The organism is Mesorhizobium cantuariense, from assembly GCF_042647205.1.
Lineage (GTDB): Bacteria > Pseudomonadota > Alphaproteobacteria > Rhizobiales > Rhizobiaceae > Mesorhizobium > Mesorhizobium cantuariense.
The window spans coordinates 1,602,297-1,624,235 of record NZ_JBHRVD010000001.1; the positions used below are offsets into that span (position 1 = coordinate 1,602,297).

Below are 21,939 nucleotides of genomic sequence, written 5' to 3' on the forward strand. Positions count from 1 at the left end.
GTCAGTTCTTGAGCACGCCGCCCACAGCCACACCGGTGCCGAAGATCAGCGCCTTGGTGAGGAAGTCGTTGTTATCCCGGGGCGGCGGAAGATCATCATCCTGCCGCACCACGGTGTCCCGGTTGCGCCGCTTCTGAACGACCTGCTGTTGTTTGCGGGGTTTCTGTGCCACCGGTCTCTGCGTGCGGACCTTCTTTACCACCTGTTTTTTCGGCTGCGTCGCACGGGCCTGATCGGCAGCATATCTGGCGCGCACGGTTTCCATCATCGGATCAGTCTGGATCACGAGGAATGCAAGTTGCTCGCGTGTCAGATAGGTGGTCTGCGGCAGGCCGTTCTCCACTTGCCAGATGCCGATCGCCTGGCGGGTCTGTGGGCCTATGTTTCCATCGACGCGGCCAAGCTCGTTGCCTAACGCTTCGATGCGCAATTGCAGGTCGATGCGACCCTGGCGGTCGAGGCCAATGGCATTTTCCGTCAACTCGGTGCCCGGTGTTTGCTTCACCTCGTCGGGGACGCCAACCGAGGTGCGCACTGCGGAGCCGGAACTGGCGTTCGCTTGGTCCGTATCGAGTGCCGCGACCTGCCGGTTCTGGGCTTCCGGGTCGTTCAATTCGTCGATGTTCAGCCGCGCCACCGTCGCGAAGCGGCCGTTTGGGAACTGCTCGAGATAGGCCTCGTAGAACGGCACCGAGTTGCGCTTGGAGGCTTCATCCCAGAGCCGCTGCTCGACTTCCCAGGAAGGCGGGTCACCAACCACCAGCGTGGGAGCGGTTGCCGCCCCGGCATTGGCAGGCTTTGCTTCAGGCGCCGCCACGACAACGGGTTTTCCAATGAAGACCTCGCGCCCCAGCGACGCGTTGTGCCAAGGCCTCTGGCGACCTTGCGTCGTCTCGGTCACTTCGCCGCGCACGCGCGTCAGCGCGCTCTGGATCTCAATGCCGGGTTCGGTCAGGTGCCTGGCGAGCGCCGTGGAGTAAGGGCTGTTGACGCCGTTGCCGTCGAAAGCGATGGCGCCCGGATCGGTTGCATAGGCGATCAGGATGCCGCCCGTGCCTACGCCGTCCGATCTTGCTTCGATCGGTGCCAGACCGGACCCCAACGAGCGCGACTTCGGCAGCGAGGCGGCCAGCGTCCTGGCGAGCGGATTGTCGCGGCAGGCATCGAGTATGATGACGCCGACCGCCGGATCGGGCGGCAGCGCCGCCAAGAAGTCGTCGACCTGAATGGTGCGGGTCTTGAGATAGGCCGGCGACGTCAACTCGGCGTCGACCGGTATCAGGAAATTCTTGCCGTCGACCTGCATGCCGTGCCCGGCATAAAAGATGACGGCGAGGTCGGCATCGTAAGACTGCTCTGTGAACTGGCTGATGAGGCTGTGCATGCCGGCATTGTCCTGATCCATCCCCTCGATCACCTCGAAGCCGGCATTGCGCAGCGTGGAGGCGATGAGGTGCGCGTCGTTGGCGGGGTTGGGCAAGGCGACAGCATGAACATACTTGCTGTTGCCGATGACCAGTGCGACGCGCTTGGCGTCGGGCCCGGCTGCCTCAGCGCTGAACGCGGCAAGGATAAAAAGGAGAAATCCGCTCAGAAATACGATGAACGCTTTCATGGACCAGCCCTCCGCCCAGCAGGGCGCACTGTTGATGTCTGCGCATGCTCAATTTCGTCAGCGACAATGTCGCTTATGCCAAATGGCTCTTGGGCGTATGTGATCTTGACCACGGTCTTGGTTCACAAAGGACCCGAAAAAAGTTGTCTATAGTAACACTTTGCAGCCGGAACACCAATGGTCCGACGGCGAACTCATGAACCGCGAGGGCAGGTTCAAAGGGTATTCTGAAGCGAGCTTATGACGGCCGTGATGGCTTGCTTGTATTCTTCGAACTCTGGCGACGTCTGGCGCACTTCCGTCGTGGTCGATACCGGTTGGCCTGCGCCAGTCGCCGCGGGGCTCAGCTTTCGGCCCATTTTCCTTTCGGCCCAGTCCACGACATAGCTGGCGGTCTTGCCAGTGAGGAACGGGTTGGCTTGAATGACGGCCGACCCGAGCACGGCGCTCAATTGCGCCGAACCCGACGCCGACAACACCTGATGCGCGCCTTCCATGCCCAGGAAATGGCAGAGATAGAGCCGGCCAGCTGTGATCTGGTGGCCGCGCGCCCGAAGATAGGCTTCACCCTCTCGCGCCAGATTGCGCACCATCTCGCGCGAGATCGTGTAGTCGTAGCGCAGAGCAAGCAGATCCGCATTTGAAAGTGTGCGCGCCAGTTCGGGACGGTAGGTGTTCATCATCCTGATCCAGGTCTTCGATATGAATTGGCCGGCGCCGGTTGCTGAAGAAAGCGGGTTCTTGGCGCGGGCGCTGCCGCCACTTTCGACATGAACGATACGGTCGGTCAGCGTCTCGACAGCAGGATCGTTGGTTGCGACCGCGGCGGTCACCGTGCCCAGCGGATCGATCGCACCGCCATTCTGATAGAGTTCGAAATGCAGATGCGGCCCGGTCGACAGACCGGTGGTGCCGATATAGCCAATGATGTCGCCCGCCTTCACCTTTGTGCCGACACCGCTTGCGATGGCGAATTTCTGCATATGCGCGTAGCGCGTCTCGCGTCCGTTGGCATGGGCAATCTTCACCAGGTTGCCGTAACCGCCGCCGTCGCCCTGGAAGGTGATCTCGCCGTCGAAAGCGGCAGCGATCGGCGTACCCACCGGAGCCGCCCAATCGACGCCCTTGTGGATGCGAACCACGCCCAGAATTGGGTGCTTGCGTGGACCGAAGGTGGACGTCATGACCCCGTTGACCGGCGTGACCATGCCGTTGGTGACCGTCAGCGAGCGAACCTGATCATCGCCGGTAACGCATGCAAACTGACCGTCGCTCTGCTGGAAGACGAAGCATTCGAAGCTCTTTTCAGCACCCTGCACGCCGACATACAGCACGCGTCCGTCGGTCTCGTCCTTGCCGCGCGGCGTTTGTGAATAGATCAGGACAAGGCGCTGGTCCTCGCTGGCGAAGGCGTCCAGGTCCCGTCCTCTCGATAGGTACATGATCGCTTCGCCGATCACGCCGGTCGGAACCTTGTTGCGCGCGGCCGTCGAATAGATCGCATCGAGCAGGCGATACTGCCGCTTGTGCGTGCCTCCCTCCGGCGCGCCCGAATAGTTGAACAGATCCTCGCGCACCCAGGGATCGACACCCGATACGAATGAGCCCGCGGCGCTGCGCGTCAGCGTGCCGACAAAGACGTTCTTGGCGTAGATCGAAACCTGCATGAGCGACATTGTTGTCGTCTCGCGCGTCGGCCTGAAACCACGCATGGCGACGACATAACCCGGCTCCAGGCTTTCCCGGTTGAAAAGCGCCTTCAGCGCTTCGCCTGCCAGCTTGGCGTCCTCGGCGGAGAAATGCGCATCGAGCGCAACACTGTCCAAACTGCGGTCGTTGAGGATCTTGACGAAGGTGTCTTCGGTCGCCTCGAACCGCTGATACTCATTCGTGACGGTTGCGACACTCGTGTTGTTTTCGATCTGTGTCTTCTGGAATGCGGGCAGAGCTGCCTCGCCTGCATCGATTGTTTCACCCCAGCCGGCTTCGGGATCGTCGGTACCCATCTGCTGTCCCGAAACTGCCGGAGCCTCGTTGGGGGCAGGCGAGGGCTGAAGATCGTTCTGCAGATCCCCCGCCGGCGGCTGAAGATCGTCCTGCAGATCGTTGGACGGCGGCTGGGCGGTCTGCCGTTGCGCCTGGAAGAATGCGAAGTCCTCCTGCGTCGACGGTATCGTCGTCATGAATTTTTCGCTGGCGCTGAGCATCACATCCGACAGGATTTCGATCTGCGGAGAAATCCCGGCCTGATCGAGATCCGCCGGCTTCGCGATCGAACGGCCCCTCGACGTGGCGTCGGCGTCAGGGGCAAGGGTGATCCACATCGGGTCCCCGGCAAGGTCGATAATGGCAGGCACATAGACCGATGCATCGGCAGGCACGTCGTCCACCCCTTCGACCGCGTGAAGCTCTTCGTCTTCGTCGCCGAACGACCAATAATCGGCGGTGAGGTAGAAGCCCACGGCGATCGACAGAATGACAATCGCGGCAAGACCGGCAAGCAGCCGGCGCCAAAGCTTGCGTCTGCGAAGCGCAAGGCGCGCCTGCTTCTTCTGCCTGAAGCTCGTGTCGATAATGTGCGTCACGGGCTGTTTCCGGTCAGGAAGAACGTCCACCGCGCCTGTTCGAGCGTATCGACTTCGAGAAATTGCGCCGCGATATGGCCGCGCTGCCAGCATTCGTCGATGCCGCGGGTCGAGAAACGCCTTCGCTCGATGCACATTTCGGTCGATCCCGTCAGGATCGCGTGGCCGAAGACGTCCGTTGCGTAGATGTAGATGTAGCGGTTGGTCAGTTCCTCGCGAATGACATTCACGCACTGATTGGCGCCGATGGTCCACCAGCCGTCTGTCTGGTCGGCATTGTCGACCTTCTGGCCGACTGCGAGATTGACGACGTCGAGTGTCTGATTGCAGACCGTGAATTCAGCTCGCGCTTCGCCGGATGACAGCACAGCCAGCAGCGCGGCGCCCGCGATGACCGCAAGCTTCATGTGGCCCGCCAAGGCAAGCAGGGCTCGAACCGGTTCACACTGCTTTATGGGCAGGTCGGCAGACGAGTGGGGCAAACACGAGCAGCGTTCCATCGGGCGCCCATGCTATCCGCCGAGCCGGAAATACTTGGCAGTGGCTGAGAACTGAGATCCGTTGGTCTCGATTTCCTCGAGAATTTTGGGTAGCAGCGCCGAGGCTGGCGTCGGCGCGGAGAATGCGGCCGCCTCAATATCCTGGGGTCCCGTGATCACCATTATGATCTGCGGCACAGCCTTTCCGGCCGCCTTGTCGGCGGCGCCGAGGCCAATCGGGATGCTGAAGGTAGCCTTGTCCGATTGTGCGACGATGCGGTCGTCGAGATTGAACACCATGCCTTTATGATCGATCAGCAGCACGCTGGAAATGAGCCCGCCACGTGTCACCAGCGTGCCGCTGATCGGCGTACCGTTCGGCACCGATGTCCGGTCGAGAACAAGCTGCGGCTTGTCGGCCGCGGTCTGCCCCAGAAAGCGCAGAAAATTGGTGACTTCGCATTGGCTTGATTCAATGACGCGGACGCTGATGTCGGGTTCGACATGGAATTTTGCCTGGAAATCGCCAAGCATTCGTTCGAATGGCTGGACCGCCGTTCCAAATCCTTCGATCGCGGCGGCCTTGTCGGTTGACGACGTCATGGTCGCATAGAAGCAGTCGCCGCCGCCGAAGTCCCGAATCCAGGAGACTCGTTGCGCGATGTCGTCGACGACCGGGGGGATCGCTGGTTTGGGCACGTTCAAGGCGACGACAGGTTGGTCCGGCTGTTTGGCTGCCGATGACACCGCCTTTTGGCTCTCGGCGTTCGCGACATCCGTCTGGCTTGCAGTAGGTTTGGACGCCGGTACGGTCGCCTTGGGCGCTGCCGGCTGGCTGATCTGCGGCTCGGGCTTCGGGCTCTCCACAACCTCTGGCTGGGCTGGCGGCGGCGTTGAGATCTTCTCGGCTGGCGGGGCTGGAGCGGTCGTGTCGGGCGCCGGAGCCGACATTTGACCGTCGCTGGCCATCGTATCCGGCTGGATTGCTGGCGACGTCTTTTTGGACGGCTGCGCTTGCGTTGCCGACGGCTTCGGGGTTTCCACCGTTTGCGAGGGGACTTCGGCGGGCTCGGCAGGCTGCGGCTTTTGAGCCGCCTCATCTGCCTGATTTTCAGCCGACGCGCCGGCCTCTCTTTGCGGCTGGGCGGGTGGAACTGCCTTTGCCGGCTCAGGGGCGTTCACAACTTCGTCGGTCAGGGCCGGCTTTGATGGCGCGGAAAGCGATGTCTTGCCGGCAGTCGGCGTGGCAGGCGTCATGAAGCCGCCCAGATAAAGGCCGGCACCTGAGGCGAGAGCCAACGTCGCCAAGGCAGCGATGACGATGGATCGGGTCTTTGCGGATTTTCCGGAGGCACTATGCGCGACCGCGCGTGGCGGACCGGCGGCCGGTGAAGGCCGCGGTTCGGACAAAAGCGCGGGCCGGACATGCGGGACGAAGCGCTGCTCACCCGAACCCGTTGCTATCGGCGCGTCGTGCCCCGCAATATTGGATGGGTGGGGCTGGGCCTTGGGATCAGGAGAAAGGGTTTGCCCGGCTCGAGGCAAACCCGGCCGGTCGCGGGGTGTGATGGATGTCGGCGGCGTTGTTCCTTCGTCTTCGTCGCGCGTCATCCTGGCGATTTCCGCCATGCTTATCGGCCGGTCTCGCGGGTCCGGTTGCAGCATCGCTTCAACAATGCCACGAAAATCGGCATCGATATCGGAGAGATCAGGCACGGTTCGGCGCTTTTCCACGATCTCGAACTGGGATCCGCCCATGTCGATCGGTTTCCCGCGCAGGGCAGCGGCCAGCACCAATCCCAGACTGTAGATGTCAGACTGCTCGCTGACGTCGCCGCTGTACAACCCAAGCTGTTCGGGAGAGACGTAGTTGTATTTGCCCGCGAACTTTCCGCCGATCAGCGTCTCCCCACCCACAGTCGCCGAGCGCGCGATGCCGAAATCGATGATCTTTGCGCGATCCACCCGTCCCCCCGGCAAGATGATGTTGTCCGGGGAGAGGTCGCGGTGTATAGCTCCGGCCTGGTGCACGGCGCTCAAGCCGGATGCCAGGCGATGGCAGAGTTTGCGCACCTCTTCCGGCGGCATCGCGCCACGCCGCATCACATCGTAGAGCGACTCGCCGTCGACAAACTCCATGGCAAGATAGGGGCGGCCGATCCCGGGATCGATCGTGAAGACGTGATATCGCACGACCGCGTCATGCGACAGATGATTGAGGATCGACGCCTCCTTGCGGAACAGCGACAAGATCGTCTGGTCACGGGCGAACTCGGGCAGGACGATCTTGATCGCGACGTGGTCGCCGGTTTGGATGTTGTGGCCGCGATAGACCTCGCCCATGCCGCCGAATGCGATCCGCTCGTCAAGTTCGTAGATGCCGCTAAGCTGCGTTCCTACGGTGGTGTTGGCCACGTCGTGCGATATTCGCGTCTTGTCGTCGGCGCCCATCAGCCTAAACTCTCCGTTCCGGGCAGATCCGGGCGGAACGATTGTCCATTACGACCATCACCGATCTTGACGAGCACAATAGTGACATTGTCCGTCCCGCCGCGTGCCAGAACCATTTCCAGCAGGTTTTCGCACGCTGCCTGAGGTGTCGCCGACACCGCCGCTGCTTCGATCTCGGCGTCGGTGACATGCGCCGTCAGCCCATCGGTGCTCAAAACAAAAATGTCTCCCGGCATGATTTCGCCTTGCTGGAAATCGATGACGATCTCGTCACTGACGCCGACGGCATGCGTGATGACATTGCGGCGCGGCCAGGCAAGCGCTTCGGCGGCGCTGATCATGCCCCGGTCGAGAAGTTCCTGAACTTCTGTGTGGTCTTTCGATATCTGCGAGATCGAGGCGTTGCGGATCAGGTAGACGCGGCTGTCGCCTGCCCACAGGCAGGCAAACCGCCCATCCATAGCCAGCAGCGCAGCGACGGTGGAGCCGATGGTTGTGCCGCGAGATTCGGAGATGCTGCGGATCTCGGCGTTGGCCCGGCTCAGCCGGTCCTCGAAGCGCGCGCGAAGATCCGGCGCAGAGCTTGCAATGCCGATCGTCGACAAGTGATCGACGATGCTGGCTGACGCGACCTCTCCGGCATCATGTCCACCCATTCCATCGGCCACCACCCAGAGGCCAGTTTGTGGCTCGACCAGATAGCTGTCCTCATTGAGCTCGCGGATACAGCCTTTGTGGCTTACGCCGAAGCTTTCATAGGGAAGGGCGACATCGTTCAATTTGCCACCAAGCGCGTCTCAAGCGCCCTCTGCGGCGCACTACCGGCGCCCGCTCGAGCCACTTTGCCACAGGCTTGAACATTAGAGTATCGAAATCAGGGCCTCGGCTCCTGGGGCCTGCAGATAGCCTCACCAACGGAAAAGCTCGAAGGCCATCTCAAAACGCCTTCGGACAGCTGAAGCCGGAAAGTGCCGGAAGAAAGAACGGGTTCGGGGCCGAACCGGTCTGGATCGTATAGGCGACATCGCGTCCGCCGATGACAAAGCGCGCTTCCATGTTGCCGTCGTTGCCGGAGATGGCCGCTTTGTCCAGAAGCCGCTTCAGCGCCCACGGACCGTCGAACTTGATGGCGGACTCGCGGCCCGGCATCTCTGGCGCGAGGCTCAGGCTGGCGGATGCGGAAGCCGTGCCGTTTGGCCAGGTCACTGTGTTCGGCGCGTTACCCGCCTGGTTGCTTTGGACGATCTGGCCATCGACGTCGAGCGTAGCGCTATCGGCATCGCCATGCAGGGAAAAGGGCGTAAAGGTGACGCTGACCGACGGGACTGACCCACCGGAGGGAAAAAAGGCATTGCGGATTTCCGCAGCCAGCTGGAAGTTCCTCAAGGTCGATTTCGAGAGGTCGCGCCCGAAGCGGGCGTCCTGTTTCCAGCTCCAGTCCTGGCCGGTCATGTCGATCAGTGACGCGAGATTTTGGGCGAAGAACCGGTCCATAAGTCCGCCTGGGGCGAACAGTTTGGCGAAATCCGCCATCGTGATGTCCTCGGTGCTGTCTCCGGCGAAAGGATAGCGGCCGCTGACTGCCTCCTCGCAGGCGCGCGCCACCGTTTGGTCGAGCGTCTGGTTCAAATTCGCTACCGAGGTCTCGGCGACGTTGCCTTCAAACTCATCGGCGGCCGCGTTGGCCATTCGGGCGAGTTGCTTGGGCAGACGCGAGATATTTGCGCGAAGCGTGGCTACCTGAAGCTGCAGATTCATGTTGACGCGTTCCGTCTGCGAAGGGACGTCGGCCGCCAGTTGCAGGCTCTGGTAGATATCGCGGAAATTCTGGGTCAAGGCATCGATCGGGCGGTGTCCGGCGGGACCGCTCACCAGGGCCTGGAATGATCTGAACTGCGCTTCGATGTTCGCCCCGGGGTTCTGGCTTTGCACAGTCGCGGCCCCCGTGCCGGCCCGGCTCTGGGATTTGCCGGCGGCGAACTGAATACCGATCCGGGCTAGGCCTCTGGCGATATTTGCTGTGTCTTGCTGGCTTTGAGTCGCGCTCCCCGTGCCTGAGCCTTCCCGGGTCAGAGCGGTTTCATCGGCAATCGCCGTGAACAGCTGATCGACCGGCGAATTTGCGGAAGCGGCGGCCGAAAGCGCAACATATTGCGGCTTGTCCTTGAGCATCGCCTTGAACCGCAACTGATCGAGAATGCCGTTCCAGGCCGCGGCGAACTCCTTGCCATAGCGGTCGAGCAGTTCGGGGCCGAGCTTGAGCAGTTCCTGATCGACGCCGCCTTGCTCGCCGCCCCCGCCGAGAACCCACCGGTCGTCGACCAGCATCTGCGCAATGCCGGAGAGTTGTCCGAGATAAAAGCCGTTGAAGCCGGCATGGGTGTAGAGGCCGGGAACGCGAAGTCCCGACAGATCGCTGCCATCGGCGCGCTCGAACAGGAGTTGCGCCTCCGGGCCGCCTTTTGCGGAAACAGAAAAATCGTCCAGCGCCGCCGCGTATACCGCAGACTTGATCAACGCGGAGGCGCGATCGGCGAGGCTCATGCGTCCAAGCGAGCGCTGAGCGGATTCGACAAGCGGCTGATTGAGTTCAAAAACCGGATCGTAGGCGTCGTCCAATGCAAGCATGGCGCGCAGGTGTTTTTCGAGCTGTACCCGTCCCTCACGGTTGTTCTCGCCCGGGTACCGGTTCTGCTCCCAATCCTGCCTCATCCAGGAGACAATCAACGCGTCATCGACCTTCGGCGCCTTGCCGCCAAGCATCAGATAAATCTTCAACGGTTCGTAGAGCGCGGCGGGGTCGGCCATCTTGGCCTGGATCGTCCGCTCGGCCTGAATCAGCAGCCGTGAGCGGAATGTCCGCTCCAGCGCTTGCCGGTAAGCCGTTTTGGATGCCGAAAGAAGTCTTTCCCGCTGGCTGAGGCCGAATGTCTCCTCGATTGGTGTCGGCATGTGACTGGTCTCGAAGCCAGCCGGCAGATTGCGCAACTGGTCGAGTGGGCCAATGACGTTTTCGAGGTCGACGTCGGTGACCTCCGTGCTTTTGAGCAGCGCGTCCGCCGTCTCGCGATACTGGCTCGCGGCCTGCATCGTGGATGCGATCAGTGATCTGTTGGCTGTGAAGCTCAGCGCCAGGGTGCCGAGGGCGGCCGCAGCGATCAACGCGATGGCGCCAAGGCTCCCAAATCTGGCGATCGCTGCACGCCGCTCAGCCGATTTGTCGTATGAAACCCATCCGGACTCCGCGAAAATGACGTCAGTCAGAAGATCGTGCAAAAAGAAGCTCTTGCCGGTGCCGGAAAGGTGGGCGCGGGAATTGCTCCCGAAACTGCGACCGATCGCGCCCAACACCTGGTCGATCGGCGTTCCTTCCTGCGTGCCTGACGAAAAATAGAGTCCACGCAGGCTGACGTTCACCTGGCTGCGGGTCGGATCGAACAGGCTGGCGACGAAGCCGGCAATTCGGCCCCGCAGCGCGCCAAACTGTGCCGGAAAGCCAAAAATGGATATGCGCGCAACCGGATCAGCCTCTTCCTGAAGGCGGTCTGCCATCTCCTCCGCCAGGCGTTTTGCCAGTGCGTCGAATTCGGCCGGAGCCTCACCGGCCATGTTCCTGCTGCGATCCGCCGTCTGAAATGTCGCGCCCCATACCTTGCGCCTGCGCTGTTCATCGAAGCTGCCGAAATAGTCCATGAATCCGGATACAAGATCAGCCTTGGTGAAGAGCAGGTAGACTGGAAACTGGATTTTCAGCGTCTCGTGGATTTCACGCAGACGGCTGCGTATTTCGACGACGTGCGCGTCAAGCTGCTGGTCGTCGAGGCTGATGAGATCGGCCAGGCTGATGGCCAGGATGACGCCGTTTATCGGTTGCCTGTTGCGGAACCGCTTGAGCAGCGACAAAAAGGCGAGCCAGCTCTTCTTGTCGCGCTGCACATCGGAATCCTGGGTCGTATAGCGTCCGGCGGTGTCGATCAGCACGGCCTCGTCGGTGAACCACCAGTCGCAGGAGCGTGTGCCGCCAACGCCGGCCACCGGCTGGGCTTCACCCGAACCGGCAAGCGGAAAATTCAACCCCGAATTCACCAGCGCCGTTGTTTTGCCTGCGCCGGGCGGACCGATGACGATGTACCATGGAATCTCATAGAGGAAATTGCGTTTGCCGCTCGACCGTTTGAGCGCAGCGATGGCCTCAGTCATGTTCGTCTCGAGCACCTGCGAGTCGCTATCCTTTTCGTCGTTGTGGACGACCGCTGTTTCGAGCGCCTTCTGCGCCTTTCGCATTTGCCAGAAACGATAGCCGTAGAAGAACGCGATAATCGCCACGACCACGCCGATGATCGCGACACGCAGCCAGACTGGCGCCAGTGGGCGGGTATCTGCAAAGCGGATCAATGGTCCGGCAAACCAGACGGCTGCCGAGAACGCGGCCAACGCGATTGCGCTGAATATTCGCAACGGCCAACGCGTCATAGGCGCTTCCAATTGGCCGTGCTCACAGCGTCTCCTCCTTGGGGATCATCACATCGACACGGCGGTTCTTGGCACGACCTTCCGGGGTCGCGTTATCGGCGATCGGTTCGTCTTCACCCTTGCCGTCGATCGTAATTCGCGAGGGGTCGCTGAATTGCGGTGCCATCATTGTTTCGACGGCCTTCGCCCTGGCGACGGAAAGATCGAAGTTGGATTTGAATGCGCTCGATTTACGCGGCTTCACATTGTCCGTATGGCCGATGATCCTGATTGGTCCCGGCTCGGGTTCCAGGGCCGCGGCGATGTCTGCGGCGATCGGTTGAAACTCCGCCTTCACGTCGGCCTTCCCGGACTGGAACAACAGGAGATTGTTTATCTCGACCACGATGAAGTCCCCCTTCGTGCCAATGCTCAGCCCGCCGCCCGCGACTTCCTTGGCCAGTGCCGAGCGGATGCGATCGATCTGTTTGGCGGCAGGCGTGGTGATCTTCACCGGCTCGGCCAGCGGCTCCGCACTGGCGCGTTCGATAGCGATCGGCGTCGATGGATTGAGCGCCAGCAATTCGCCGGCGACGGCATCGCCTTCATTGGTGATGAACACCCGCAACGCGAAGAATGCCGCAGTCAACAGCGCCGCCGTAGCGGCCGCAACGGCCCAGAGCGGCAGCCGGACAGATGGCCGCGTCATTGTCGCCGCCAATCCCCGCCATTGAGGCGAAATCTCGTAGCCGACACGCGGCCTGAAGTAGCGAAGCGTCTCGTAGACGTCGCGCCGTACGCGTTCGAGATTGGTGTCCTCGTGCGCCATCCCTCGGTATTGGCCCTCGAACCCAAGCGACAGGCAGGCATGCATCAGTTCGATGAGATCGCAATGGGCCAGCGGTTTGGCCAGTAGCTTGTTCAACGCTTCGTAGAAGCCTGTGCCGGCGGGTTCGATGTGAAAAAAGCGCGATAGCATGCTGTGTCGCGCCCAAGCGTCTCCCTTGGGCCAAGGCAGGTTGCCGATGAGATCGTCGGCGGTTTCGCACAGGGCAAATTTTGCGATCCGCGCGTCCTCTTCGGGAACACCGGTCTTTTCCAGCATCCGGTCGAACTTTTCGATCGCATCGGCGACATGCTCTGCCAGTGGTTGCGCCTGCCTTTCGACGGGGATCAGCCTGAGCTGGCCAAATAGCATCAGCAACGGCGCCGCCGCGGCGAGGATCGGGTTTGTCGCGGAGTATCTGACGCTCTCGGCAGCATTGAGCAGGGCTTCCTGCTCGATGGCTGGCCTCGGCGCAGACGCAGAACCGGCCCCCGTCGCAGCGACGGGAGCCGCGCCTTGATAAATCACCGTTCCGGATGTCCAGCCCGGCGGCGTATGCCGGCCACCGCCAGGATCGAAAACCGTTGAATCCTTGACCCGCGAGGGCTGGCCGCTATCCGGGACCGATTGCTGAACCGGCGCCGGCTTTTGCTCGCGTCGCGGATTTGCGCGAATGACCGTCTTGCCTGCCGGGCCGAAAGGATCGTCCTTCGAGCTCATAGCCGGTCTTCCGTCCACACGGCGTGTCCGCTTTTGCGCCGGACAGTCGCAAAACAGTTCCTGGCAGGATGCAGGAAATGCAGACCCCGCTGACGAGGACAGTGTCCGGAGGAAAATCGGCTACCAAACGCTATCGCGCCGTAACATGACATTTGCCGCAGACCCCCAGGTCAATCAGGCTTACCCGCTTGGCGAACTGTCGTATGTGATCGTAATCTCAGAAGTTGCCGATTGGAACGGGGTGCCGCGCGTCGAAAGGATTTTTCTTCGCCGACTACCGCCGCGCGCTACTTGGACGCGCAAGGCCGTCATAGAACTTCCAGTTGGCGAATGATCCACTCGGAAGTGGAGATCAGCCCGGCAAACCGATCTTTTCCGGGCCATGCGCCAGCTGCAGTTCTTCCTAATCCTTTTTGCCCGCCTGTTTTTGCCCGCCTATTTTTGCTTGTCGGCTTTGGCATAGGCCTCGCTGAAATAGGCAAGGAATATGTCCAGCATGCCGTTTTCGTGTGCTTCCTCCATGGTCCGCCATGTCGCAACGAAGGCGTCCCAAGCCTGGCTTTTCTTCGAGCTGAACGACGCGGGTGGAATTTTCTTGCCGATCGCCTCGGGTGACAGGTCGTCGAGCAGCCGGGAGAGCGCGGCTTGCATGGCGGCATAGGTGGCGAATTCGTGCGTCTTGAGGTCGTGGAATGCGTCTTCGATGCTGTGCCTGGCATCGAGATAGCCGGTTCTGCGCCGCGCGAACATGACTTCGAGGATGTCGTCGGTTCCCGGGACGAACTTCAGCGGATTGTTGTCCGCGGCGCTGATCATCGTTCGGTGTGTGCTCTTGGCCAACATTTTCGCAGCCGCGCGTGCTTTCAGCAGCAAGGTCAGTTCTTCGACCACGGTCCGCAGCACCGCGCCGATCTCGGCAGCGACCTCATGCGGGTCACGCGATTGCAGCAATTCCGGTGGGAGGCCGGCTCCGATCGCGATGTCCCGCAGAACCTCGCCTGAGTCAGGGCGCTGACCGGCTGAGGAGAGAGGCGGGGCCTGCGGCGACGAAGGCGTCGATGCCGGCGCTCGTTGCCCGGGCCGGTGCTGCGCCGCATTGAAGAAAGGCTCATCTGCGAATTCCAGCGGCTGGCCTGTCGCGGCCGGCATTTCTCGTTGCGTCGAACCATGGCTGCTCCCGGGATGACCTGTAGCGGTGTGCTCATCGTCGATCGATACGAAGATGACATAGCGGCCGATCAGCACTCGGTCCCCATGATCGAGCCGATGCGGGCCGGCCATGCGCTGGCTCGATCCGTTGATGAAGGTCCCATTGCGCGAGACGTCGTGCAGCCAAAACGCGCCAGCCTCGTAGCGGACCTCGCAGTGCCGGCCGGAGATGAACTTGTCGGGGTCGGGCAAGGTCCAGCTACAAGCCTCCCGTCCGATTTCGAAGCTGCGATCACGGGCCGCGTAACTGGTCGAGATACCAGCCGGCAGGGAGTCGACATTGTTGATCTGCAGACTGATGAACATCCGGAATCGCCTGTCGATCGCTGATCGATACTGTGCCATTCTAGCAGCTTGCGGGTACAGCGGGACAGCAGCGTTTCAAGCCGGTTAATCGATAGATTCCAGTCGCTATCGTCCATTTTGGACGGCACGAAAACTTGTGGTAGGCTCAACGCAGCTTGTTGTGGCGAAAAAGTTCCCAAATGCGATGCCGTTGATATAGCGGGACTTCAAATCCACCACACTGGCGGCCGCGTCCAGGAGGGCACGACCCATGCCGAACGAGCGTGCCACGGTTGTCCAAACACCGGTTGGCGCCGAGTTGTTGACCTTCACGCATCTCGTCGGGCGCGATGAGATCAGTCGTTGTTTGGCCTACACGGTCGGGTTCGTCAGCACCAGCTCCGACGTCGACCCACTGAAGATGCTGGGCGGCGCCGTATCGATCGAAGGTGAATCCGATCCGAAGCGCTGGTTCAGCGGCCTGGTGTCCGAGTTTCGGCTCACCCGGATCGAGGATCGGTTGGCATATTACGAAGCGATCATCAGGCCATGGCTGTGGTTTCTCGGAAATACCACCGACTGCCGTATTTTCCAGAACATGAACGTCATCGAAATCGTCGAAAAGGTTTTCTCGAAATACAGCACGGCAAAATTCGAGAAGCGCCTGCAAGGGTCTTATCCGCCGCGCGAATACTGCGTGCAGTACGACGAGACCGATCTGGATTTCGTGCAGCGGCTGCTCGAGCACGAGGGTATTCTGTATTTCTTCGAGCATGATGAGGGCAAGCACACACTTGTCCTGGCCGATGCCATGACCAAGCTGAAGCCGGCGCCGGGTTATGAAAAAGTGCCTTATCATTTTGAAGGGCAGGGCTCCCGGCGCGATGTCGAATACATCACCGAATGGATTCCGGGCAGCTCGGTGCGGCCGGGCGCCTATGCCCACACCGACTATGATTTCAAGAAGCCGGGCGCCGACCTCATGGCCAAATCGGCCCAGCCTTTCGGTCACAAGCTGGCTGCGGGCGAGAACTACCGTCAGCCCGGCGCGCATCTCGAAGTGGGGCGAGGCGACAGCCTCGCCGCGATCCGGCGCGAGGAAATCCAGGCCGTACACCAGCGCATCGCCGCCGTCGGAACCGTGCGTGGCCTGTTTTCTGGCTGCACGTTCACGTTGGACGGCTTCCCGCGCGAAGATCAGAACCAGGAATATCTCGTGCTCAGCGCCGAATACAGGCTGTTTGATCCGGGATATAGAGCCCATGCCGACGCCGAGAGCGAGAACTTCAAGGTGATTCTCGGCGTGGCGCCGACTGCCTTGACCTATCGTCCGCCACGGATCACGCCACGGCCGATCATGCGCGGCCCCCAGACGGCGACGGTGGTTGGCCCGTCCGGCGAGGAGATATTCACGGACAAGTATGCGCGGGTGAAGGTGCAGTTCCACTGGGATCGCCTGGGCAAGAAGGACCAGAACAGCTCTTGCTTCGTGCGTGTCTCGCAGACATGGGCCGGCAGCGGCTGGGGCTTCATCCAGATACCGCGCATCGGCCAGGAGGTCATCGTCGATTTCATCGAAGGCGATCCCGATCTGCCGATCATCACCGGCAGGGTCTACAACGCCTCCCAGATGCCGCCCTATGCGCTGCCTGGGCACGCAACGCAGTCCGGCTGGAAGTCGGACTCCTCGCTCGGCGGAGGCGGCTACAACGAACTGATGTTCGAGGACAAGGCCGGTTCCGAACTGGTCAACTTCCAGGCGCAGAAGGATCATAACCTTCTGATCAAGCACGACCGCACAAAGCTGGTGCAACATGACCAGTCCGACCGCATCGACCACAACGCCAAGCACTCCGTCGGCCACAACCTCGACGAGGACGTCGGCAACAACAAGACAGTCAAGGTCGGCGTCGACCAGACAACCGACATCGGCAAGAACGATACCGAGACGGTGGGCGTCAACCGCTCGCTGACGGTTGGCTCGAACGAGACGATCGGCATCGGGGCGAACTCGACGGAGACGATCGGGTCCAATCACACGCAGACCGTCGGGTTGATCCAGACGATCACCGTGGGCGCGGCGCGAGTGGATTCAGTGGGCGCAGCGGAAACCCGAAGCGTTGGCGCTGTCCAGACGAATCAGATCGGCGCATCGCGCTCGATGACGGTGGGAGCCGGACAGACTCACACCATCGGAGCGGCGGACAATTGGACAATCGCCGCCGCGCAGAGCGTGAAAATCGGCGCGGACCAGAGTTTCGCCATCGGCGGCGCGCAGTCGTCGCAAATCGGCAAAGGCAGGTCGGCAAAAATCGGCGCTGACGACGCAACCGATGTCGGAGGCGGGCACGCGCTCAAGGTCGGCAAGGGCAGCGGAATCCAGATTGCGGACGACAGTTCGATCAAGGTCGGCAAGAACCTGGTGATCGAGGCGGGTGACTCGATCACACTCAAATGCGGCTCGGCGTCGATCACGATGAAAAAGGACGGCACCATTGTTGCCGACGGCAAGGACATAACGCTCAAGGGCAGCGGCAAGATTACCGTCAAGGCCGACGGCGACGTGATCGTCAAGGGAAGCACCATCAACAACAACTGAGGGCGTCATCATGGAAGTGCTGGATCGTATCGACGGCGTCGTGATCGGCCTGCTGATCGGTTTCGAGGGCGGGGCGCCGCTTGTTGTCTTCGTCGGCAATCCGCGCGAGACGGCAATTGCGGCGCGCAGCCTGACTGAACTGGACATTTCGGCGATCGGTTCAGAACTGGCCCTTCTGTTCGAGGAGGGTGATCCCACGCGACCGCTGGTCGTTGGACGCATCGTCGATCCGGCGCACAAGAACAGAGAGCTGAAAGTCGCTCGCGAAGGCGACCGTGTCGTCATCACCGGAGACGAGCGCATAGAACTGCGCTGCGGCCTGGCGTCGATCATTCTGGAAAAGAATGGCCGCGTGACCATTCGCGGCAGCCAGTTGACGAGCCAGGCCAGCGGGACCAACCGTATTCGCGGCGGGGCCGTGCATCTCAATTGAGGCGTTGCCTATGCACCGCGTCGCGACCATCGCCGCCATCGTGGATCAGCATGCCGAAGATGCCGCTTTCCTCTGGCTTCGCCGCCGCCGGGAAATCGATGGTTCAATTCTCGATGAGACGGACATCGGCCGCATTGACCAGCGTCTCGACGCGAACATCGAAGGGCTCATGGCTGCCGGCAAGGCCGGCTGGGATGCGGCCCAGGCCCGTTTCACAGACTATGCCGAGCCGGGGGAGCTTTTCGCGCTTGGCACGCTGGCATTGCATTGGGGCGATGCCGAGCTGATAGCGGTCGCGATCGACGCCGCGGCGAGCCTCGGTGAGGCCGGCCTGTCGAGCTTGTCCGCCGCAGTCGCGCGCACACCGCGTGAAAAACTGCGGCCGTTCGTGGCGAAATGGCTGGACACCCGCGATGCGCCGCAGCGTTGCCTTGGGCTCTCTGCGCTCTGGCACCATCGCGTCGATCCGGGGCCGCGTCTTCATGATTTGGCGAACCATTCCGATGCAAGAGTGCGCAGCCGAGCCGTCAGGCTCGCCGGCGCGCTCAAGCGACGCGACCTTCTTCCCGCAGTGCTGGCCGGCCTGGATGGCGAGACGTCCAAGGAGCGTTTGACGGCGGCCCTGGCATGTTGCCTGCTTGGCGAGACGCGGTCCGCCCACCCTGTGGTCGACAAGATCGTACTGACGGAACCAGGGCTTGCCGAGGCAGCGATCGAGATACGCTTGCTGACGACTGCGACGAAGGCCGGCAAGGGCTGGCTGCAGAAGCATTTGGAACAGCCTGCGCTTCGCGGTCTGGCAACAGCTTCGATCGGTCTGTTCGGCGACCGCGCGGTGATGCCCTGGCTGATCGAGAAAATGCGTGAACCGGAACTTGCCGGCGCTGCCGGTGCGGCACTTCGCGATCTGTTCGAGGTCGATTTCGGTGACACCGACCTTTTTGTTGCCGATCCGGCCGTTCTTGGCAAGGAGTTCGCCGATCTGGACGACACTTCGCTTCCAGCGGCCGAACGCGTCGAGGCATGGTGGGACGAGGGGCGGGGCGGGCGCCATCAGCGTCCTTTCCGGTCGATGCGCCGCTTGCGGCTCGACGCATTGCGCGCGGCATTCGCGACGGCCGACGCGCCACTCGCCGACTGGCGAGCCACGCGCCGCTTTCCGGCCTGGATGTGAATTTCAACGCCGGGTCATGCGGGCCATCACCGCCGCGGCGCGCAGGCCGTTCTCCGAGGCGAGTTCACAGACGACGGTCGGACCGGGTGCATAGTCTTTGAGCAAGCTGTCGGCCGCCAGCATCAGCGCCAGTGCGCCAGCGGCTGATCCTATGTCGCCGATGGTCATGGCCGGATAGGCGGTAGGAAGGATCTCACGGCGCGTGCGGTAGAAACGCGGCCGTGCGATCAACTGCTCCCAGCCACTATAGCGCTCGCCGTTGCCGTTGCTGATGACGAAGTCGATATCGGGTTCGGAGGGGCCCGATCCGTTCACCGCATCGCGCAGGGCCCCGAGCAAGGCGCGTCCCTGGCTGTAACGTTCGGAGAGAACACTGTCTTGCTCCTGGGCCAACCCCACGCCATGGATTGCCGCATGGACGCGTGCCTTCCCTTCCGGATTTTGGGTCAGGCGGACAAAGGCTGCTGCCTCGCCCGGAACAAGGCCTTGTGCGTTGTCTGTTCCCTTGAGGCGCCCCGCGCGCCCCAGCCGAGCGAAATCCGTGTCATTGACGAGGCTGTCGACCCCACCGAGCAGAACCTGCCCGATACCTTGCTGCTCCATCATTTCCACGGCGCGTTCAAGTAGGCCGATGCTTGCTGCCGCGCCGCCGTCAATCGCGCGTGACGCAACATGGAATTTCTGCCCGGTCGCCGACATCACCGCCGTCAAGAAATCTGGCGGCGCAATGTCTCCATAGGCCGGATGATTGCGAAAGCTTTCGGGCGGGGTTAGCAGGATTGCGGTTGTGTCGGACAGGCACGTCCCGCTACGCAGCGCCTCGCCAATAGCACGCGCGGCCATATTGACCAGCCATTGGCCATCGCTGCGCCGCAATCGGGAGTGAGCACGGACTCGTGCAACGATCTGTGTTGCGCCCAAGGGTTCGTTGAGTATCATTTCCTCGAAGGCGGAGAGACCTGCCCTGATGGCTGCGACCGTTTGTGGCGCATTAAGTCCGGCGGGCGTCACCGCTCCGGACCCTGCGATATAGAGCGGCCGCTTCAAGGGAGCCACACGGGGCGGTCGCGCAACGTGCCGTCGCCCCCGAGCGGAGAATAATATTGCTTACCCTTTCGTCTGGCCAGCAGAAGTGCTGGCGTGACATGACCGAATACTATTTCACGCAAAGCCGGGGCATTCCGGCGCGTCACGAAGGACAGTCGTGCTTTCAGCGTTATTCGCCAAAGGTCCGGTTCGATGATCACAGTGTCTGGTGCGAAGGCGCGCTCTTCTACCCTGTCGTCATAGATCAACCTCACGGGTGCGATTATCCGTGGCAAGCGGAAGCTCCAACGCGCCGTTGGCGTGAGGCCGACCAACGACACCTCTTCACCGCCGGCAAGCCGTGGCAGGTGCTGGTCGGCGGGCGTGCAAAGATGATGTCGTGGATCGAAGTCCCTTGTCGGCAAAGGCCATTGTGTTTCGATCCATGCCTGGTCGTAAGTGCCTGCATAGGCGATCCTTGGCTGCCAGCCACGCCCGATCGCTCCAAACCCCGCCGGCTTCGGCCGATCGCCGGGGCTGAGATATGGTTCGCCCGGATAGGTAATGTTGGGAGCCTGTGTCTTGACGGCGGGATCGGCGGAAACCGCGTGATGGAAGCCCACGCCGACCGGATTGCGTTGTTCAACCCTACCATCAGGCGCGGTGCCGCCATAGGCGCGCTCGTAGATGACTGGCATGGTCCTGAAAGGATGTGGCGGGCTGTAGCTGCCGGAATCGTAGATGCGGTCGCCGGCAACGTTCAGCACTTTGCGGATACTGCCGATATTCAGGCCAACTTGCATCTCGCGCACCGGTTTGCCGTTCGGAGCATAGGCTGTACCGTTGACGATCACTTCCGCGGCTGGCTTGACCGGAGCGATGTCGGCCTCGTATCGATTCGACGAACGGACCGGGTCGCCAAACGGCACGTCGCCGAACGCAACGGGCATCTGTTCGTCCGCGGGGCGAAGCTCCCTATCTTGCTTCGGCGTCTCGAAGCTCGCCGAAAACATTGCCACCAGCACCTCCTGACCCTCGGCATCGGGTTGCACGTGGATCGCTGCAGCAAAAGGCGTGCGGTTTTCGAGCCAGACGGCGCGCGGCATCGTTCAGCACCAACTACCTTTCTCATCCAAGCCAATTGGCCAATAGGGCATGGCGGTCAGCACGAGAATGGCGCGCTTGTGCCTGGCCCTGTCGAGCGTCGCCAGCAGGAAGTCTTCAGGAAGCATCGCCGCTTCCGGCGGCAGCTTGGCGGCTTCTTGAGCGCAGGCGAGCCAATAGGTGCGCACGACCGACACGACGGTCTCGTGCGCTGCGGGACCGGCCGGCCAGCCGGCATAGGCCTTGCGTGCCGCGTCCCGCAGATTCTCGCCGTCCTCCGCGTGATTGTCGACGATGTCGCGCCACCATTCGATGGCCTGCTCAGTCATGCCTACTAGTTCGTCGAGGTAGAGCTTGTGCAATGGAATAAGATCAGGCTGGCAAGCAAGGTGCACGGGCGTATCGACATAGTCCGGCATGGTGCCGCGTACATCCTTCGGCGCATGGTGCAGCCGCCGCCAGCCGCGCTCGACATCGTGCAAGATGAAATCGGTGTCATCCATTTCCGACCTCTCTCTCGACCAGGAGATAGTCCTCCAGCCCCACGGGAATGAACATGAACTGACGGAAATGTGCGTAGAGGTCTGGACGCTCCTCCCGCAGCCGTTCGATCAGGACTTGGTATGGCTCCGATGGCCGCTCGTCGTACTCATCGTCATCGTCATCGTCATCGTCACCGACATCGTCGTCGTCCGTTCCCCAATCTTCCTCGGAGGGTTCCTGCTCATCTTCCAGTTCCTCCTCGCGATCCAGGCGTTCAATGAGGATGGCAAGCTTGAGGAAATGCTTCCGGAAGATCTGGATCATCACTGGATGCGACCCTGTCTGGCTCGGCCAGATATCATCGACGCTGAAGCCCTTTGCAGTGTATTTCCGGCTTGCTTTCAACCGCTCGAACCACTGCACTACAGCAGGTAGTGCGGCCTCCACGTCCGCGACATACTCCTCGAAAATCCGATCGAAGTCGCCACCTGATGTCAT

15 protein-coding genes are annotated in these 21,939 nt (G+C 61.7%); 3 read left to right on the top strand and 12 right to left on the bottom strand.

Going from position 1 to position 21,939, the window contains the following annotated elements; genetic code table 11:
- Nucleotide 1 precedes the first annotated feature (1 nt).
- The 8 genes from ACFOJ9_RS07440 to tagH form a co-directional block, all read right to left on the bottom strand.
- Nucleotides 2-1,615, bottom strand: coding sequence for a caspase family protein (locus ACFOJ9_RS07440; protein ID WP_378978107.1), 1,614 nt, complete (start codon nucleotides 1,613-1,615; stop codon nucleotides 2-4).
- A 215-nt stretch (nucleotides 1,616-1,830) separates the two neighbouring features.
- The gene (locus ACFOJ9_RS07445; RefSeq protein WP_378978109.1) at nucleotides 1,831-4,200 is read right to left on the bottom strand and encodes a M23 family metallopeptidase; all 2,370 of its coding nucleotides are present in this window, start codon (nucleotides 4,198-4,200) and stop codon (nucleotides 1,831-1,833) included.
- Complete coding sequence (locus ACFOJ9_RS07450) at nucleotides 4,197-4,607, bottom strand: DUF1036 domain-containing protein (protein WP_023809165.1); 411 nt, start codon at nucleotides 4,605-4,607, stop codon at nucleotides 4,197-4,199. Before ACFOJ9_RS07450 ends, ACFOJ9_RS07445 begins: the two co-directional genes overlap by 4 nt.
- Before the next feature lie 105 nt (nucleotides 4,608-4,712).
- On the bottom strand, nucleotides 4,713-7,130 hold the full coding sequence (locus tag ACFOJ9_RS07455; protein WP_378978111.1) for a serine/threonine-protein kinase: 2,418 nt from the start codon (nucleotides 7,128-7,130) through the stop codon (nucleotides 4,713-4,715).
- Nucleotides 7,130-7,909 (bottom strand): PP2C family protein-serine/threonine phosphatase, encoded by a 780-nt coding sequence (locus tag ACFOJ9_RS07460; RefSeq protein WP_378978113.1) that lies wholly within the window; start codon nucleotides 7,907-7,909, stop codon nucleotides 7,130-7,132. The genes ACFOJ9_RS07455 and ACFOJ9_RS07460 overlap by 1 nt, the downstream gene beginning before the upstream one ends.
- Before the next feature lie 157 nt (nucleotides 7,910-8,066).
- Nucleotides 8,067-11,603 carry a type VI secretion system membrane subunit TssM gene (tssM, locus tag ACFOJ9_RS07465; protein WP_378978115.1) on the bottom strand — a complete coding sequence of 1,179 codons (3,537 nt, stop codon included), beginning with the start codon at nucleotides 11,601-11,603 and terminating at the stop codon, nucleotides 8,067-8,069.
- 22 nt (nucleotides 11,604-11,625) lie between these two features.
- The gene (gene tssL, locus ACFOJ9_RS07470; RefSeq protein WP_378978117.1) at nucleotides 11,626-13,128 is read right to left on the bottom strand and encodes a type VI secretion system protein TssL, long form; all 1,503 of its coding nucleotides are present in this window, start codon (nucleotides 13,126-13,128) and stop codon (nucleotides 11,626-11,628) included.
- 435 nt (nucleotides 13,129-13,563) lie between these two features.
- A complete protein-coding gene (gene tagH, locus ACFOJ9_RS07475) occupies nucleotides 13,564-14,643 on the bottom strand; it encodes a type VI secretion system-associated FHA domain protein TagH (RefSeq protein ID WP_378978119.1) in 1,080 nt (359 codons plus the stop codon).
- 250 nt (nucleotides 14,644-14,893) lie between these two features.
- On the opposite strand from tagH, the gene ACFOJ9_RS07480 reads away from it, so the two are divergent.
- From ACFOJ9_RS07480 to ACFOJ9_RS07490, 3 genes are read left to right on the top strand one after another with little or no spacing between them, the layout of a single operon-like run.
- Nucleotides 14,894-17,221 (top strand): type VI secretion system Vgr family protein, encoded by a 2,328-nt coding sequence (locus ACFOJ9_RS07480; RefSeq protein WP_378978121.1) that lies wholly within the window; start codon nucleotides 14,894-14,896, stop codon nucleotides 17,219-17,221.
- Between the two features lie 10 nt (nucleotides 17,222-17,231).
- Nucleotides 17,232-17,654, top strand: a complete 423-nt coding sequence (locus ACFOJ9_RS07485; RefSeq protein WP_378978123.1) for a DUF6484 domain-containing protein — start codon at nucleotides 17,232-17,234, stop codon at nucleotides 17,652-17,654.
- A gap of 10 nt (nucleotides 17,655-17,664) precedes the next feature.
- The gene (locus ACFOJ9_RS07490) at nucleotides 17,665-18,828 is read left to right on the top strand and encodes a hypothetical protein (RefSeq protein WP_378978125.1); all 1,164 of its coding nucleotides are present in this window, start codon (nucleotides 17,665-17,667) and stop codon (nucleotides 18,826-18,828) included.
- A 3-nt stretch (nucleotides 18,829-18,831) separates the two neighbouring features.
- Here ACFOJ9_RS07490 and ACFOJ9_RS07495 read toward each other — a convergent pair whose 3' ends face one another.
- Genes ACFOJ9_RS07495 through ACFOJ9_RS07510 form a run of 4 tightly spaced genes read right to left on the bottom strand, consistent with a single transcriptional unit; the run spans nucleotide 18,832 to nucleotide 21,939 of the window.
- The gene (locus tag ACFOJ9_RS07495; RefSeq protein ID WP_378978127.1) at nucleotides 18,832-19,875 is read right to left on the bottom strand and encodes a hypothetical protein; all 1,044 of its coding nucleotides are present in this window, start codon (nucleotides 19,873-19,875) and stop codon (nucleotides 18,832-18,834) included.
- Nucleotides 19,872-20,960: a DUF2169 family type VI secretion system accessory protein gene (locus ACFOJ9_RS07500; protein ID WP_378978129.1), complete on the bottom strand. Its 1,089-nt coding sequence runs from the start codon at nucleotides 20,958-20,960 to the stop codon at nucleotides 19,872-19,874. The genes ACFOJ9_RS07495 and ACFOJ9_RS07500 overlap by 4 nt, the downstream gene beginning before the upstream one ends.
- Nucleotides 20,961-20,963: 3 nt before the next feature.
- Nucleotides 20,964-21,461 carry a hypothetical protein gene (locus tag ACFOJ9_RS07505; protein WP_378978131.1) on the bottom strand — a complete coding sequence of 166 codons (498 nt, stop codon included), beginning with the start codon at nucleotides 21,459-21,461 and terminating at the stop codon, nucleotides 20,964-20,966.
- Nucleotides 21,454-21,939 (bottom strand): hypothetical protein, encoded by a 486-nt coding sequence (locus tag ACFOJ9_RS07510; protein ID WP_378978133.1) that lies wholly within the window; start codon nucleotides 21,937-21,939, stop codon nucleotides 21,454-21,456. The genes ACFOJ9_RS07505 and ACFOJ9_RS07510 overlap by 8 nt, the downstream gene beginning before the upstream one ends.

Bases quoted from the DNA above. Each gene is read 5' to 3' on its own strand.
- tagH (WP_378978119.1), bottom strand. From the start codon at position 14,643: ATGTTCATCAGTCTGCAGATCAACAATGTCGACTCCCTGCCGGCTGGT.
- tssM (WP_378978115.1), bottom strand. From the start codon at position 11,603: ATGACGCGTTGGCCGTTGCGAATATTCAGCGCAATCGCGTTGGCCGCG.
- tssL (WP_378978117.1), bottom strand. From the start codon at position 13,128: ATGAGCTCGAAGGACGATCCTTTCGGCCCGGCAGGCAAGACGGTCATT.
- ACFOJ9_RS07500 (WP_378978129.1), bottom strand. From the start codon at position 20,960: ATGCCGCGCGCCGTCTGGCTCGAAAACCGCACGCCTTTTGCTGCAGCG.
- ACFOJ9_RS07480 (WP_378978121.1), top strand. From the start codon at position 14,894: ATGCCGAACGAGCGTGCCACGGTTGTCCAAACACCGGTTGGCGCCGAG.
- ACFOJ9_RS07440 (WP_378978107.1), bottom strand. From the start codon at position 1,615: ATGAAAGCGTTCATCGTATTTCTGAGCGGATTTCTCCTTTTTATCCTT.
- ACFOJ9_RS07510 (WP_378978133.1), bottom strand. From the start codon at position 21,939: ATGACATCAGGTGGCGACTTCGATCGGATTTTCGAGGAGTATGTCGCG.
- ACFOJ9_RS07485 (WP_378978123.1), top strand. From the start codon at position 17,232: ATGGAAGTGCTGGATCGTATCGACGGCGTCGTGATCGGCCTGCTGATC.
- ACFOJ9_RS07505 (WP_378978131.1), bottom strand. From the start codon at position 21,461: ATGGATGACACCGATTTCATCTTGCACGATGTCGAGCGCGGCTGGCGG.
- ACFOJ9_RS07450 (WP_023809165.1), bottom strand. From the start codon at position 4,607: ATGAAGCTTGCGGTCATCGCGGGCGCCGCGCTGCTGGCTGTGCTGTCA.
- ACFOJ9_RS07455 (WP_378978111.1), bottom strand. From the start codon at position 7,130: ATGGGCGCCGACGACAAGACGCGAATATCGCACGACGTGGCCAACACC.
- ACFOJ9_RS07490 (WP_378978125.1), top strand. From the start codon at position 17,665: ATGCACCGCGTCGCGACCATCGCCGCCATCGTGGATCAGCATGCCGAA.